At 36.5% G+C, this 15,749-nt stretch carries 12 protein-coding genes; 4 read left to right on the forward strand and 8 right to left on the reverse strand.

Annotated elements, in window-relative coordinates; translation table 11 throughout:
- The first annotated feature begins 411 nt into the window (after nucleotides 1-411).
- The 4 genes from DFR56_RS07340 (at nucleotide 412) to DFR56_RS07355 (ending at nucleotide 5,148) form a co-directional block, all read left to right on the forward strand.
- Nucleotides 412-1,437: a TAXI family TRAP transporter solute-binding subunit gene (locus DFR56_RS07340; RefSeq protein WP_110394797.1), complete on the forward strand. Its 1,026-nt coding sequence runs from the start codon at nucleotides 412-414 to the stop codon at nucleotides 1,435-1,437.
- Between the two features lie 82 nt (nucleotides 1,438-1,519).
- A complete protein-coding gene (locus tag DFR56_RS07345; protein WP_110394798.1) occupies nucleotides 1,520-2,059 on the forward strand; it encodes a DUF1850 domain-containing protein in 540 nt (179 codons plus the stop codon).
- Nucleotides 2,052-4,085, forward strand: a complete 2,034-nt coding sequence (locus DFR56_RS07350) for a TRAP transporter permease (RefSeq protein ID WP_110394799.1) — start codon at nucleotides 2,052-2,054, stop codon at nucleotides 4,083-4,085. Before DFR56_RS07345 ends, DFR56_RS07350 begins: the two co-directional genes overlap by 8 nt.
- A 163-nt stretch (nucleotides 4,086-4,248) precedes the next feature.
- Nucleotides 4,249-5,148 carry a PhzF family phenazine biosynthesis protein gene (locus tag DFR56_RS07355; RefSeq protein ID WP_110394800.1) on the forward strand — a complete coding sequence of 300 codons (900 nt, stop codon included), beginning with the start codon at nucleotides 4,249-4,251 and terminating at the stop codon, nucleotides 5,146-5,148.
- Nucleotides 5,149-5,282: 134 nt separating this feature from the next.
- Here the strand turns inward: DFR56_RS07355 and opp4C (DFR56_RS07360) are convergent, their stop codons facing one another.
- The 8 genes from opp4C (DFR56_RS07360) to opp4A all read right to left on the reverse strand — a co-directional run bounded on the left by opp4C (DFR56_RS07360) (nucleotide 5,283) and on the right by opp4A (nucleotide 15,718).
- Nucleotides 5,283-6,191, reverse strand: a complete 909-nt coding sequence (gene opp4C, locus DFR56_RS07360; RefSeq protein WP_110394801.1) for an oligopeptide ABC transporter permease — start codon at nucleotides 6,189-6,191, stop codon at nucleotides 5,283-5,285.
- A 14-nt stretch (nucleotides 6,192-6,205) separates the two neighbouring features.
- Nucleotides 6,206-7,171 carry an ABC transporter permease gene (locus DFR56_RS07365; protein WP_110394802.1) on the reverse strand — a complete coding sequence of 322 codons (966 nt, stop codon included), beginning with the start codon at nucleotides 7,169-7,171 and terminating at the stop codon, nucleotides 6,206-6,208.
- 77 nt (nucleotides 7,172-7,248) lie between these two features.
- Nucleotides 7,249-9,051 (reverse strand): ABC transporter substrate-binding protein, encoded by a 1,803-nt coding sequence (locus DFR56_RS07370; RefSeq protein WP_110394803.1) that lies wholly within the window; start codon nucleotides 9,049-9,051, stop codon nucleotides 7,249-7,251.
- A gap of 110 nt (nucleotides 9,052-9,161) precedes the next feature.
- The gene (locus DFR56_RS07375) at nucleotides 9,162-10,190 is read right to left on the reverse strand and encodes an ABC transporter ATP-binding protein (protein ID WP_110394804.1); all 1,029 of its coding nucleotides are present in this window, start codon (nucleotides 10,188-10,190) and stop codon (nucleotides 9,162-9,164) included.
- Nucleotides 10,187-11,176 carry an ABC transporter ATP-binding protein gene (locus DFR56_RS07380; RefSeq protein WP_110394805.1) on the reverse strand — a complete coding sequence of 330 codons (990 nt, stop codon included), beginning with the start codon at nucleotides 11,174-11,176 and terminating at the stop codon, nucleotides 10,187-10,189. Before DFR56_RS07380 ends, DFR56_RS07375 begins: the two co-directional genes overlap by 4 nt.
- 512 nt (nucleotides 11,177-11,688) lie before the next feature.
- On the reverse strand, nucleotides 11,689-12,603 hold the full coding sequence (opp4C, locus tag DFR56_RS07385) for an oligopeptide ABC transporter permease (protein WP_110394806.1): 915 nt from the start codon (nucleotides 12,601-12,603) through the stop codon (nucleotides 11,689-11,691).
- 11 nt (nucleotides 12,604-12,614) lie between these two features.
- On the reverse strand, nucleotides 12,615-13,577 hold the full coding sequence (opp4B, locus tag DFR56_RS07390; RefSeq protein ID WP_110394807.1) for an oligopeptide ABC transporter permease: 963 nt from the start codon (nucleotides 13,575-13,577) through the stop codon (nucleotides 12,615-12,617).
- Nucleotides 13,578-13,987: 410 nt separating this feature from the next.
- Complete coding sequence (gene opp4A, locus DFR56_RS07395) at nucleotides 13,988-15,718, reverse strand: oligopeptide ABC transporter substrate-binding protein (RefSeq protein ID WP_110394808.1); 1,731 nt, start codon at nucleotides 15,716-15,718, stop codon at nucleotides 13,988-13,990.
- Between the last annotated feature and the right edge of the window lie 31 nt (nucleotides 15,719-15,749).

Below are 15,749 nucleotides of genomic sequence, written 5' to 3' on the forward strand. Positions count from 1 at the left end.
AATTTCCTTCATCAGCAAGTGAATTTGGTTCAATTATTCCAATAATATTGATAATGCATGTAGGAGAAATGTTAGTTGTTTTGGGTATAAAGATGCTTATTTAGGTTCATCATTCCCTAACACGATTAACCATCCCGTTAATGAAACTGTAATCATTAGATGCCCTCTTTAGCCTATTAAAAGTAAGAAAATATATTTTAATAGAAAATAGAAGTCTCCATAATAATGTTAAATTAACATCATTATGGTTAAATAAAAAGTGCACTTAAATATAACACACTAAATCTATTGAAAAACCAATTAATATAACACCTTCTATTAAATAGCCAAACATATTTACAAATTTAGTTGATTTTCCACACTTTTATTGTTATTTTATTAATATAATGTTTAAAAAAGGGGGATTTTAACTTGAAGAAGAAATTATGGTTATCACTAATAATGATGTTTGTTCTATCATTATTTCTAGTAGCTTGTGGCGGTGGAGATAATGAAGATGCACAAGGAGATGCTGGAGATGATGCAGAATCTACAGACGAAGGAACGGATGCAAGTGATGGGGATGCACCAGATTTCATTAGCTTTTTAACAGGTGGAACAAGTGGTACATATTATCCATTAGGTGGAGCAATTGCGAAAATCATTTCGGATGAAACAGGTATTCAGACAGATGCACTTTCTTCTAACGCGTCAGCTGATAACATTATTGCTTTACAAGATGGAGAAGCAGAGCTTGCTTTCTCTCAAACGGACGTGGCTGCATATGCGGTTGAAGGAATTAACGCGTTTGACGCACCAGTTGAAAATGTACTTGCACTAGGTTCACTATATCCAGAAACAATTCAGATCGTCACAACCGAAAAATCTGGTATTAAATCTGTTGAGGATCTAAAAGGTAAAAAAGTTTCCGTAGGGGCTCCTGGTTCAGGAACATATATTAATGCTGAACAAATTCTTGAAGTACACGGTATGACAATGGATGATATTGATGCTCAAAATCTAGACTTTGGAGAGTCTGCTGGTGGAATTAAAGATGGTAACATCGACGCTGCATTTATTACTGCTGGTACACCTACTGGAGCAGTAGAAGAGCTACAAGCTACTGCAGATGTTTATGTACTACCAATTGAACAAGATAAAGCAGATGAATTAATCGAAAAATACCCTTACTATGCTGCTGACACAATCGCTGAAGGGACATATGGGTTAGAAGAAGATATTAATACGGTTGCTGTACTTGCCATGATCGTAGTAACAGATGAACTTTCGGAAGATGTTGTATATGATATTACGAAAGCAATCTATGAAAATTCAGGAGACATCGCTCATGATAAAGGTCAGTATGTTACGTTAGAATCTGCTCTTGAAGGTATTGGATTTGATCTACACCCAGGTGCAAAAAAGTACTTTGAAGAAGCAGGACTTGATGTACAGTAATATGGTATAATTTAATCTACAAATTAGACCGGTGGTCACTATAATCACCGGTTTTTAATATTTTATATAGGTGCTGTCACATATGAAAGTACAAAGTCGAATGAAATTCTTACTATTTATTGTAGTCGTTTTCATTTTCTTATTTATATATAGTATTATTCCTACAAAAACAGCCTTAGTCTTCTATGAGGAACATACAAATAATATTGCTGCTTATTTACCTATTCAAAAAGAGCAATCATTTCAAATTATTTTTGTCCATTCTATTCACTTAACTGATGTTGTTGAAAAGTATCAAGTTACAGAGGAAAATCAAATAAAGCAATATGAAATCGTATTTGAGGAATTTGGTATTGGTATGCCCTCAACCGTAGAAGCTGGTGAAGAGTTTGTCTATGAGGATGGGAAATATCATATTAAAAATCTAAATAATCTTTTTCCCTCTATGAAGATACGAAATGGAAAAACAGTTTCAAAACATCGTCTACTTTGGAACGATGAAACAGGTAAGGAACATATGGTTTATTTCAATGATTATTTTGAACCAGGTGCCTGGTTTACGGTTAAAACGGACAAAATATCATTATTACAAAGTTGGAAAGAGGTGATGATTCGTGACTGAATCTAAAGACAGAAATGAAAAAAATAAGGGTAAAGAGGACCAAGTGGAAGAATTATCGGAGAAAGAACAAGAAGAACTATTGAAAAAGTTTGATGCGGAAGCGAATACGCGTAAGTTAACAGGAATTGCTGCTGGTATTGTGTTTGCATTGCTTTTAGCGTTTTCATTATTCCAATTGTATACGGGAGCATTTGGGCAATATACAGCTTATATTCAACGAACGGTACACTTAGGTTTTGCCTTAACATTAATCTTTCTACTATTTCCCGCTAGAAAAAAGACAGTTAAGAATAGTGTGCCTTGGTATGATATGATTTTAATCTTATTAGCCATTATCGTATGTGGTTATTGGCCAGTATTCTATGAAACATTAGTACAGCAAATTGGGACTATTTCAACTGTACAGCTAATCATTGGTGGAATTGCTATTTTATTAGTGTTAGAAGCTGCTAGACGTGCTGTTGGTTTACCAATTACAATTATTGCAAGTTGTTTTTTACTTTATGCTTATTTTGGCCCGTATATGCCTGGAATGTTTGCACACCGTGGGCTCACTTTACACCAATTAGTTGATTCGATGTTTTTTACGACGGAAGGAATACTCGGGACACCACTTCAAGTTTCTTCCACCTATATATTCTTATTTTTACTATTTGGTGCATTTCTTGTGCAAACAGGTGTTGGAAACTATTTCAATGACCTTGCCATTACAATAGCAGGAAAAAGAACTGGAGGACCAGCAAAGGTCGCTATCTTCTCTAGTGCACTTCAAGGAACTATTTCCGGAAGCTCGGTTGCAAATACGGTAACTACTGGTTCCTACACAATCCCAATGATGAAACGTTTAGGATATCACCGGAACTTTGCGGGTGCTGTTGAGGCTGCGGCTTCAACAGGGGGACAAATTATGCCACCAATTATGGGGGCGGCTGCATTTTTAATGATTGAATTTGCTGGTGTCAGTTATTGGAACATCGCCAAAGCAGCTTTAATTCCGGCGATTCTTTATTTTGCTGGGATTTGGATTATGACCCACCTGGAAGCGAAGAAAATGGGGTTACACGGCTTACCAGCTGATCAAATCCCAAAAGCAAGTGTTGTTTTGAAGAAAATTCATTTATTATTCCCAATCCTATTTATCGTAATTTTACTTTTTAAAGGATTTAGTATTGAAAGAACCGCGTTATTAGGAATTTTATCTACAATCGTAGTTAGTTCATTTTTGAAAGAAACAAGAATGAATATTAGAAAACTTATCGATGCATTAACATCTGGTGCTCGTACAGCATTAGGCGTAGCAGCAGCTACAGCTTGTGCAGGAATTATTGTCGGGGTCGTAACAAAAACTGGACTAGGCTTAAAAATGGGGAATAGTTTAGTAAGTATTGCTGGAAACATATCGACAAATGTGCAAATGCAGTTGATGTTGACGTTAATTTTTACGATGATTACTTCCTTAATTTTAGGGATGGGTTCACCGACAACAGCAAACTATATCATTACTTCTACCATTGCTTTACCGGCAATCTTAGCCTTAAATGATGCATTACCAATAGCTATTCCAATATTGGCTGCGCATATGTTTGTGTTTTACTTTGGGATTGTCGCCGATATTACACCACCAGTTGCACTTGCCGCCTTCGCAGCGACAGGGATATCTGGTGGAAGTCCGATAAAGACAGGTGTAAATGCATCAAAACTTGCGATAGCAGCGTTTATTATTCCGTATATGTTCGTTTTACAACCTCAGTTATTAATGATTGATACAACTTTCTTCGAGGTGCTTTTAGTTTTAGTATCTGCAATTGCTGGTATGATTGCAATTGGTGCAGGTATGATCGGATATTGGTATAATAAGCTAAATTGGATCGGTAGAATCGTTTCACTAATTAGTGGGTTACTATTAATCTATCCGGGGTTATATACGGATATTATCGGATTTTCAATTTTTGCATTTATGATTATTATCCAATTTATCGGTAATCGTAAGCAAGTGAAAGAAGAACAAACACAAGTTGGAAGTTAAACTGAATGTACAAAAGACAAAAACTATATCTACTTAAGGGTAAGAGGATATTATGCTCAGATGAGCAAATATCCTCTTTTTTTCTATAGTAAAAATAATGTAATATATATAGTAGGAAATGGTGAATAGTATGAATCTTTCAAAAAAACTGGAGGGATGGTTGGTGAAGCCGATAAGGGTTTATCATTATGATGCATTTAGTAAAGTCCGTAATAAGGGAAATCCTGCTGGAGTCGTTTTAAATGGGGATGAATTGACAGAGGAAGAAATGCAAGAGATTGCTTGCAAGGTCGGATTTAATGAAACTTCCTTTCCAATTAAATCAGAAGTAGCAGACATAAAAATCCGTTTTTTTACGCCAGGTCATGAAATGAATTTATGTGGACACGCTACAATGGCAACGGTTTATGCCTTAAAAACGAAAGGCTTATTAGGTGATAAAACACATATTACAATCGAAACAAAGGCGGGGGTTTTACCTGTATCGATTCAATCAACTAGTGAAAGTAATATGTACATTACGATGAAACAAGCACCACCAATATTTAAGGAATTCAAAGGATCAAAAGAAGCTTTAGCTAAATCAATAGGGTTAGAAGCTTCGGATATAGATGATAACTTACCGATTCTATATGGAAGTACGGGTACTTGGACATTATTAATCCCAATAAAACAATTAGAAGCGTTTAAAAGAATGAAACCAAATAATAATTATTTCCCTACCATTTTAAAAGAAATGCCAAAAACATCTGTTCATCCATTTTGTATGGAAACCTATGATCCTGATGCCGATATGCATGCTCGCCACTTCTCTTCACCGTATTCGGGAACGATTGAGGACGCAGTAACGGGCACTGCTTCAGGGGTAATGGGTGCCTATTATGCTATATACATACACACTAATCATGAAGGACCTTTACACCTAATAGTTGAACAAGGCTATGAAATGGAAAAAGATGGCCGGGTGATGGTACAGGTTTCCAAAAATAATGAATCTTTTGATGTTGCAATTACAGGTAATGCAGTGTATGTACAAGATTTCGAGGTATTATTAGACAAATAGAGTGTGTGAAGGAGTGCACTTACACTAAAGGGTACTTTAGTTGAATAAAGAAAAGACACTACAAATTTGTTATATAAAATATGTAGTGTCCCTTCATCAATCATCCATAATGTCTTATAAAATAGTGACTTTCATTATTTTTTAGGATCAAAGGCATCTCGCAATCCATCACCGATAAAGTTTATTGCTAACACTGTAATTAAGATACTTAGACCTGGTGGAATCCATGCTTCTGGATGGCTTCGTAAGATTCGAATGTTCTGTGCCTCTGTAATCATATTACCCCAAGTTGGCGTTGGTTGTGGTATTCCCATCCCAATAAAACTTAACGCCGATTCTATTATGATCATTGTTGCCATTAAGAGAGTCGCATTCACGATAATCGGTCCGACCGCATTTGGAAGAAAATGCTTCCTAATAATACGAAAATCACTTGCTCCAACTGCTCGGGCTCCTTGAATAAATTCTTGTTCTCTAAGGGTTAAAAAGGAGCCTCGAATAATCCTCGTTAATGTGGGCCACGTTGTGAGAGCGATAATCGTTACAAAAATACTAATCGTTATATTTTCAACAATCGACATAACGGTTAGAGCAAGTACGATAAAAGGTAATGCTAACATAATATCAGTTGCTCGCATAATGATTCCGTCTACAATTCCACCATAAAACCCGCTTAAAGAGCCTAGGACAACCCCGATAACCACAGTAAATAACATGGCAGCTAGTCCAATCGTTAAGGAGATTCTTGATCCATAAACAAGTCTGGAAAAGTTATCTCGTCCAGAAGAATCTGTACCAAGAATATGTTCTTTACTTGGTGACTGCTCAATTTTTAACATATCTGTTTTGGTTGGACTATGCTCCGCGAAAAAAGGAGCAAAAATAGCAACCAATGCAACAAAAAGCAAGATGATTAACCCTAATACAGCAAGTTTATTTTTAAAAAATCGACGGAACGATATTTGCAAAGGACTTCGATGTCGCTCACCTTTCACGACAGTATACGAATCTGCTTCTATTGGTTGTTGTTCATTTGTCTGCATTATACATCACCGCCTCAATCATAACGAATCCTCGGGTCAACAATACTATAAAATATATCAGCTAGTAAATTCCCAATTAAAATTGCTACTCCTAAAAAGAGGGAAATAGCCATAACAACTGGGTAATCTTTGTTGATAACAGAGCTAATAAATAATGTACCGAGACCAGGATAATTAAATACTTGTTCTGTAATGATTGCTCCACCAAGAAGCGTTCCAAACTCGAAACCCATTAATGTTATAATTGGGATAAGTGCATTACGTAAAGTATGTTTATAAAGTACATTTCGTTCCGACATTCCTTTTGCTCTTGCAGTACGTACATAGTCACTATCAAGTACGTCGAGCATTTCAGATCGCATATAACGCATATATGTAGCAGTACCCGCAAGTCCTAACGTGATACCTGGTAAAACCAAATGATGGAGTCTACTCATAAATTCACTAAAACCTTCCATTCCAGGTCCGCCGATAGAGCCTTGGGAAGGAAACCATCCTAGTTTAATAGAGAAAAAATAAATCGCAACTAGTCCAAAGAAAAAGTTTGGTATCGCAAGCCCCATAAATCCGAATGTAGTTGCTGCATAATCAAGTGGTGAATATGGCTTTCGAGCAGAGTATATACCGATCGGAATCGAAACAATAAGAGTCAGAAAAAGTGCAAACACACCGAGCCTTACTGTATTTCCTAGTCGTTCCGAAATTAAACTTTGTACAGAACGTCCTTTGTATGTAATCGATTCTCCAAATTCCCCTTTAGCAAACCTACTAGCCCAATTAACATATTGTTCAGGGACAGATTTATTTAACCCTAATGCTTCACGTTGTTGCTCAAATACTTCTGGATTGACGTTAGGATCTAGTATTTTTCCTGTAAATGGATCACCTGGTGCGGCTTTTGCTAGAGCAAAAACAATGATTGATAAAGCGAGTAACATCGGAATAAATATGAGGATTCGTCTAATAATATATTGATACATGTGTTATTCCCCCTTGATTGAAGGAGAAGAGTATGCCACCTAAAAGCATACTCATACTCTCATATTTCCTTTATTCATTATTCTTGTTCTAGCCACCATAGGTGTGCGTTATTATTGAACTTGTAAGGTCTTGTATCAAGACCGTGCAAATTCTTATCATATACCCAAATTTTATTTTGGGCAAAAAGAATTAAAGCAGGTAAATCATCTGAGAATAGATGTGTCCACTCTGAATATTTTTCTGCACGATAGTCTTGTTCAAATGCTTCAGGAGCTTGTATCGCTTCTCTTAATAACTTTTCGGATTCCTCATTATTCCAACGTCCATAATTATAAGCGTCTTTCGTTCCCCATAACCCTAATGGATCAGGGTCACCACTTCCTAAGCTCCAACCAAGCATATACATATCCCAATCTGAATTATCATCTGTTAAATCTTCAATATAAACAGACATCTCTTTCGGCTGACGTAAGTCAACTTTAATTCCAACATTCTCTAAAAACTCTTGAATAATTGGAGCAGCTCTTTCGCGTAGCTCGTTTCCAAGAGGGTAGTTCAAGTTAACGACCCACTCATTACCGTCGGGATCGGTACGGAATCCATCATCCCCCATTTTATAACCTGCTTCATCTAAAATTTCAGCAGCTTTATCAGGGTCATGCTCATAAGGAATTGCAGCATCTTCATCATATGCCCAGAATTGCAGTGCAATAGGAGAATTAATAATCGAACCATGTCCATGTAGCAATCCTTCTCCTGGTCCAGTACCGATTAATGCTTGTCGATCAACCGCGTAAGCAATTGCTTGGCGGACTTCTTTAGGAATATTTTCATTCGGAACCCAATTATCAGGGTTAATTTCTCCGGCCTCTACATCCTCGGCTGTTCGATGATTTTGTTTAAAACCCAATAATTGGTAACCGAAATCAGGAATTTCCATGATTTCTAAATGCTCATATCCCGCAAGAGTTTCATAGTCAGCTGGGGCAATACTACTTGGCTCGGCGATAAAGTTAACTTCTCCTGTTTCAAGTAAGCTAACCATAACAGATTGATCTACGACTTTCCAGACAATTTTGTCCAAGTTCGGTTCCCCTTGCCAATAATCTTCAAATTTCTCTAACACATATTGCTCTCGTTCAACCATTTCGGTAAATTTAAAAGGACCTGATCCAATTACTTTTCCAGCTTGTAAAGATTCTTCTGCTTCTGGCATATCTTTGACAGGGATATCTTCAAAGATATGTTTAGGAATAATGTTAAAGCTTGCTAAATATTCAGGTGTTACATTTGGTTCTGCAAATTTGAAAACGACTGTATAATCATCTTCAGCAACAACACCTTCAAATTCATCTGTTTCACCTGAGTTATATGCTTCATAGCTTACTAATTGGTCGGCATAATAAGTACGAATACCACCAGCATTAACATAGTCTGGATCAGCAATGGACTGATACGTAAAGACGACATCATGTGCAGTTAAATCTTCACCATCATGCCACTTAATTCCTTCTTCCATTTTAACAACTAATTCTGTATGATCATCATTTACTTCCCATTCTTTCGCTATGCTTGGTTCAAATTCTAGATCATTATTTTGTGCAAATAATGCTTCATGAGTAAAGTCTAAAATATTAGCTTCATACGCCTCTTCATAAAAAAGTGGGTTAAATTGTCCCGTAGGTGCTGTATGCATTGCACCTGTAAGGGTTCCACCTTTTTGAGGTTCACCTGCTGCTTCTGAGTCACCCGAATCTTCCGTTGTATCAGCATCTCCATCGTCTTTTGACGTGTCATCTGCGCCCCCACCGCAAGCGGCTAACATAAATAAGGTAAATAATAAAGCGAGTAAGGCAACTAAATATTTACGTTTGAACATTTTAAATCCTCCCCTTTTCATTTATATTTTTTAAGTAAGATTTGCTTTCAACTCGTATCCCTTCCCATCACCCCCTTAAAGTAGGTAGATAAACACCTTGAGTAGATAGGTTATGTATATAAATGACATGCTACAAAATGGTCTTTCTCTACCTCCTGTAAAACTGGTCGGTCTATGGCGCACCTATCGTGAGCGTGCGGGCATCTCGTCCGAAAGGCACATCCTGATGGAGGATCAGCAGGGTTTGGTAAATCTCCTTTTAAAATAATTTTTTCTCTTTCTTTTTTTGTGTCATCGACATCGATAATTGGAATGGCCGAAAGTAACGCTTGTGTATAGGGGTGCAAAGGTTTTTTGTAAATTGTCTCTTTAGACGCAAGTTCAGCAAATCTCCCTAAATACATGACAGCTACTCGATCACTAATATGTTTAATAACACTTAAATCATGAGCAATAAATAAATAAGTTAAATCAAAATCGTCTTGAAGGTCTTTCATTAAATTCAGGACTTGTGATTGAATCGAAACATCAAGTGCTGAAACAGGTTCATCACAAATAACAAATTTCGGCTCCATAATAAGAGCACGTGCAATACTAATTCGTTGGCGTTGCCCACCGGAAAACTCATGTGGATATTTCAATCTATCACTTGCACGTAACCCGACCTTTTCCAACATATCAGTTACTTTTCGCTTTCTTTCTTCTTTTGGTAAGTTTTGTTGAATAAGTAAAGGCTCTTCAATTAATTCTTCTACACTCATTTTTGAGTTTAAAGAAGCGAATGGATCTTGAAAAATAATTTGCATATCTTTTCGATGGGGTCTTATACCCCTATTACCCATGTTTGAGATATCAATACCATTGAATACGATTTTTCCGTCCGTTGGGTCAAGTAAACGAAGTAGAACACGACCAAGCGTCGATTTACCCGAACCTGATTCACCAACAATTCCGAGTGTTTCTCCTTTATAAATTTGAAATGATATATCATCAACGGCTTTTAAATGGCCAATTGTCCTTTTTAAAATACCGCCTTTAATGGGAAAGTATTTTTTTATATTTTTAGCGTGGACGAGAATCTCGTTCTCTGTTTTAGGGGAGTGTTGAATTTGTACTGCTTCTTTTTCTTTAGATGTCATTTATCATTTCCCCCTTTTTCGTATAAGTAACAACGTACATCATGATCTTGAGTAATTTTGGTTAACTCTGGATTTGATTCTTTACATTTATCCATCACATGTGGACAACGATCTGAAAATCTGCACCCTTGAGGAAATTGATATGCTGGAGGAACAACCCCCTTAATCGTACCTAATCGATCAACTTCCTCATCTAAATTTGGAATACTTGCTAGTAGCCCTTCTGTATACGGGTGTTTTGTTAATTTTAATAACTCTTTAGTAGGTGCATGTTCAACAATTTGTCCACCATACATAACCATTACTCGGTCAGCATATTCATAAACAACACCTAAATCATGGGTAATAAGCAATAATCCCATTTTTAATTCACGTTTTAATTCTTCCAATAACTCAAGAATTTGTGCTTGAATGGTTACATCGAGTGCAGTTGTTGGCTCATCCGCAATTAGTAATTTTGGCTCACAGGAAATGGCAATTGCAATCATAACCCTTTGGCGCATTCCACCTGAAAGTTGGTGAGGGTATTCATTCATTATTTCTTCTGCACGCGGTATTCCAACCATTTTTAATAAATCGATTGCTTTCTGACGAGCAGCCTGCTTGGACAATTTTTTATGTTTTCTTACCACTTCTGTAATTTGGTTTCCAATTGTAAAAACTGGATTTAATGCTGTCATTGGTTCCTGGAAAATCATTGCAATATCGTTACCGCGGATGGATATGATTTCACGATCCCGTAGCGATAATAGATCTAAATTATTCATTGTAATGGAACCGTCTACAATTTTTCCAGGTTGTGCAATGAGTCGCATGACAGAAAGGCCTGTCATACTTTTACCGCTCCCGGACTCTCCAACTAAGGCGACTGTTTCCCCCGGATAAATAGTGAACGAAACATCGTCTACTGCTCTGGCAACGCGATCGTCTTCAAGATAAAAATACGTCTTTAAATTATCAACTTGTAAAACTGGCTGATTCGTCAAAAAATCATCTCCGTTCTGGGTGAGTATAAATGTTTTGAATTTCTTTTAGTTTTGTAGAATAAGATATGTAATAAAGGCAATAAACTAATTAAATTTAAATGCTTTCGTGGTGATAACTAGTATTTCATAATGTAGTAAATTTGGAATGGTTCTATATGATGTCAAAAATAGTGTGTATTCGCTTTGGATTGTTAAGTTCTAATTATTTCCTCCTAATATAGTAAACTGGTAATATGTAATTTGGGTAAAAGGGATTAGTTTCCCAATAAAACCACCAATTCCCATATTACAGATATATTACAATAAACAATTCGTTTGTCAAGACTAGCACAATAAAGCAGTAAAGTGTTAACCGAAAAAAAAGCCTAGAAAATAAGAGTTTTATGACAAAAAAATAATTTTTAAATTTTTTATTAAATCCTATTATTTAGATGCGAAAACTAAAACCGGGGAGGTGATTGCAGTTAAAAGCAAAATAAAAAATCCCGAAGATAGATAGTCTATCTCGGGATTTATTTCGTTGTTTTTGGGTCAAAGGCATCTTTTAGTCCTTCCCCTACAAAATTAATCGATAAAATGGTGAGTGTGATACAAACAGCGGGCGGAACCCAAATCCATGGCTTGTTTTTTAATACATCCGTTTGCCGAGCTTCCATTAACATATTACCCCAACTTGGAGTATCAGGAGGTACTCCAACACCGATAAAACTTAAACCTGCTTCAGCAACAATATATAAAGCAAGAAGTAAGGTTGCTTGTACAATAATGATCGTCATCACATTTGGAATTAAATGTCTAGAGATTATTTTTGATGATTTTGTGCCAATGGATTTTGCAGCAAGTACATATTCATTCTCTTTTTCTGATAGAATTTTGCTACGAACAATTCTAGCTACACTTCCCCAACCTAATAAACTAAAGACGATGATCAAACTCCACATTCCAGTCACACGCTCATAACCTAATAATATGGTATTTAATACAATAATAAACACTGTAAAAGGTATCGTTAAGACAAAGTCTGTAAACCTCATAATTAAGTTATCCATCATTCCCCCAAAATAACCTGCTATCGCTCCAATCGTAGAACCGATTATTGTCACAGCAAACATAGATACAATTCCAATTGTTAAAGATACTTTACCACCATGAATGGTGCGTAAAAACATATCACGACCATTACGATCTGTGCCAAACCAATGTTCTGAAGAAGGCTCTAAATTAGATTTGTCCGTATGAATTCTTGTAATATCGTCTGTCAAAATAAAAGGACCAAGAAACGAAAATGCAATGATAAACAATAAAAGACATAAACTAATCATGGCAATTTTATTTTTTATAAATTTTTTTCGAGCAATTGTCCAAGTGGAATCAAATTTTTCCATGTCAACTATTTTCTCTTCTTCAAATTCTGTTGCTGGTTCCATCTTATTCCCCCCTAATAACGAATTCTCGGATCTACAATCCCATATAATATATCAGCAACTAAGTTACCAAGTAGCGTCAACAAAGAAAATATCATCGTTAAACTCATAATGATTGGATAATCTCGACTTGTAATAGAATCGATAAATAACATGCCGATACCTGGATAGGTGAAAATTGTTTCAGTAATTATTGCGCCGCTAATTAAAGTGGCCAGATCGAATCCGAAAAATGTGATAAGTGGAATAATAGAATTTCTGAGTATATGTTTGTTATAAATGCTTGATTCACTTGTTCCCCTTGCTCTTGCACTTCTTACATAATCCATCCGACTATTTTGAATAATATCATTTCGTAAAAATTGCGTATAAGAGGCAGTTGATAAAAGGCCTAAAGTAAAGGCAGGTAATATAACATGATAAAAGCGGCTACTCCAAAACTCCCATGTACCATGTTCCAGACCAGGCTTAATGGAGCCACTTGATGGCAACCAACCTAATTTAAAAGCAAAAAAGTAAATGGCAACAATGGCAACGATATATTGCGGAATCGCCAACCCCCCATAGTTGAATATGCCTATTGCATGGTCGCCTATTGTATGTGGTTTTCTGCCTGCATACATTCCGAGAGAAAAGGCTAATAGGTACGTAATAATGAGTGCACATACTGCCAAGAATATTGTATTTGGCAGTTTATCTTTGATTACTTCTATAGCTGGCTTTTTATATTTTGTTGATTTACCAAAATCTCCTTGGACAAAATTCCCTATCCATCTAGCATATTGTGTTGGTATTGGGTCATTATATCCGAGTTTTTCTCTCATTTCTTCAATATATTCGGGTTTAGTATTATTAGGATCGATTTCACCAGTAAATGGATCCCCAGGCATCATTTTGGCGAGAAAAAAGACAACTACCGAGACAAGGATTAAAATTGGAAGCATTGAAACAATGCGTCGAAGAGAATAAGTTATCATGTAAAGTACTCCTTATCTTTTATATTAAATAATCATAATTCTCCTTGTAATCCTTATAGTGGAAGATGAGGCTGGGATATAACTAAAACAATCAAATCTTAAAACGAACAAAGCGTTACCTTGGCGGTGGCAATATACGTAAGGCTTCTGGTCGGCTAGAAACGGTCACGTTCATGTGACCTACGCCAACACTAGCGCGTCCTGCGACTGCGATAAATCTCATCCCGTCTAAGACCTTTGCACCTGTGATTACTCGGTGCAATAAACATTGTGCGTCGTAGGTTCCCCGGCCATTTTAGGATGCGCGAAGTATATTTCCGGAGCAGATTATATGCACCTATCATTGTTCGGATGCTTCTTTAGCAAAAAAACTTTAGTCCCAGCCTCCATCTTCTATTTCATGATGAAAATCAGTCAGTAACATACCATTCATGGTAGTCACGTAAACCAGTAGCATCAATTGTATATCCTTGAACACGCTCATTGATGCCGTAAAGGTCTAAGTTTTCCCATAAAGGAATTGCTGGCAATTCTTCGTTAAACAATTTTTGCCACTCAATATATACATTTTTACGATGATCATCATCAAATGAAGCCTCACTCAAACCATCTGCAAGTAATGCATCAGACTCTTCATTTACCCAGCGACCAAAGTTGTATTCTTCCTTACTACCCCATAAACCAGTCGGATCTGGATCGGTACCAACAGACCATGAACCGAAGAATGTTTCAAGAACTTCATCATCATTGTCTTTCATATCGTTGTACGTATTAAATTCAATCAACTGGCCTGTTGCTAATTCTGTTTTAATCCCAACATCTTCCCAGTTTTGCATAATGGCTTGTGAACGTCCTTCAAAAGCAGCTGGTCCTGCATAATGAGCAAATTTTACAACAAATTCATTGCCATCTGGATCTGTACGGAAACCATCGTCCCCTTTTTTGTAACCAGCTTCATCAAGTAATTCTTCTGCTTTATCTGGATCATAATCATATTGTGTTAATTCTGATTCATCTGCTGCAATCCAATGAACAGATGGAATAGGTGTATTAACAATCGTTGCTTTCCCGTTTAAATAATTATTAACAATTGATTCCCTATCTAAAGCATAGAACATTGCTTGACGAAGACGCTTGTCATTAAATTTGTCATAATCCGCTACGGAAGTTTTGTTTTCTTTGTCCCAGTGACCAAAGCGGAAACCCACATATGAGTATCCTAACCCTTTCTGCTCTACAATATTGATGTGATCAAATTGTTCTAATTCATCGATATCATCAGGACGAATTTCCATGAAATCTACTTCACCATTTTGTAAAGCACCTAATGTAAGTGATGGATCAATCACTTTTAATAGGATTTCATCCAATTTAGGTGTGCCTTTCCAATAATCATCAAAACGCTCCATACTGACATACTCCCCAGCTTGGATTTCCTTTATTTTAAATGGTCCAAGACCGACAGGAGTTTCGCGAATTTCTGGAGCTGCATCCATTTCGCCGACCGGAATATCTTCTAATTCCTTCTTAGGCATGGCTCCAGACCATAAATTTTCCAAGTTGTTAATTTTCTTTTCTTTAAACGTAATTGTGGCATTGTAATCATCAACTATTTCAAAGCCGGAAATCGAATCTGCTTCACCACTATTATATTCATCGACACCTTCTATGTCTTGCACATAAGTATAACGGTCTCCTTCATAGTCAGGATGTGCAAGGACTTCTAAAGCAAACTGCCAGTCTTCAACAGTTAACTCTTCTCCGTTATGCCACTTCACACCTTCTTGAAAGGTGAAGTGAAAGACTTTATTGTCCTCGGTTTCCCATTCAGCAATTGCGGGAATATACTCTAGTTCCTCATTAGTAGTCCATAAACTTTCATGAATGAACTCATTGACTTGCGCATCAATTGCACTTTTTGAAAATCCATCCATAAATAAACCTTCTGGCTCTTGATCGATGGCAAATGTTAATGTACCACCTTCTTGTTCTCCCTTTTCATCGGTAGTTTCCTCTTCAACATCTTCACTATTTGAGTCCTCTCCATCTGTTGAAGTATCATCATTACTTCCACCACAAGCACCAAGTACTAGTGATAAGGCAAAAAGGATACTTAAAAATAATAATAGCTTTTTTTTCAATTTGCTTTCCCCCTATTTAACTCCTTTGTTT

The organism is Pseudogracilibacillus auburnensis, from assembly GCF_003201975.1.
Classification (GTDB): Bacteria; Bacillota; Bacilli; order Bacillales; family Amphibacillaceae; genus Pseudogracilibacillus; species Pseudogracilibacillus auburnensis.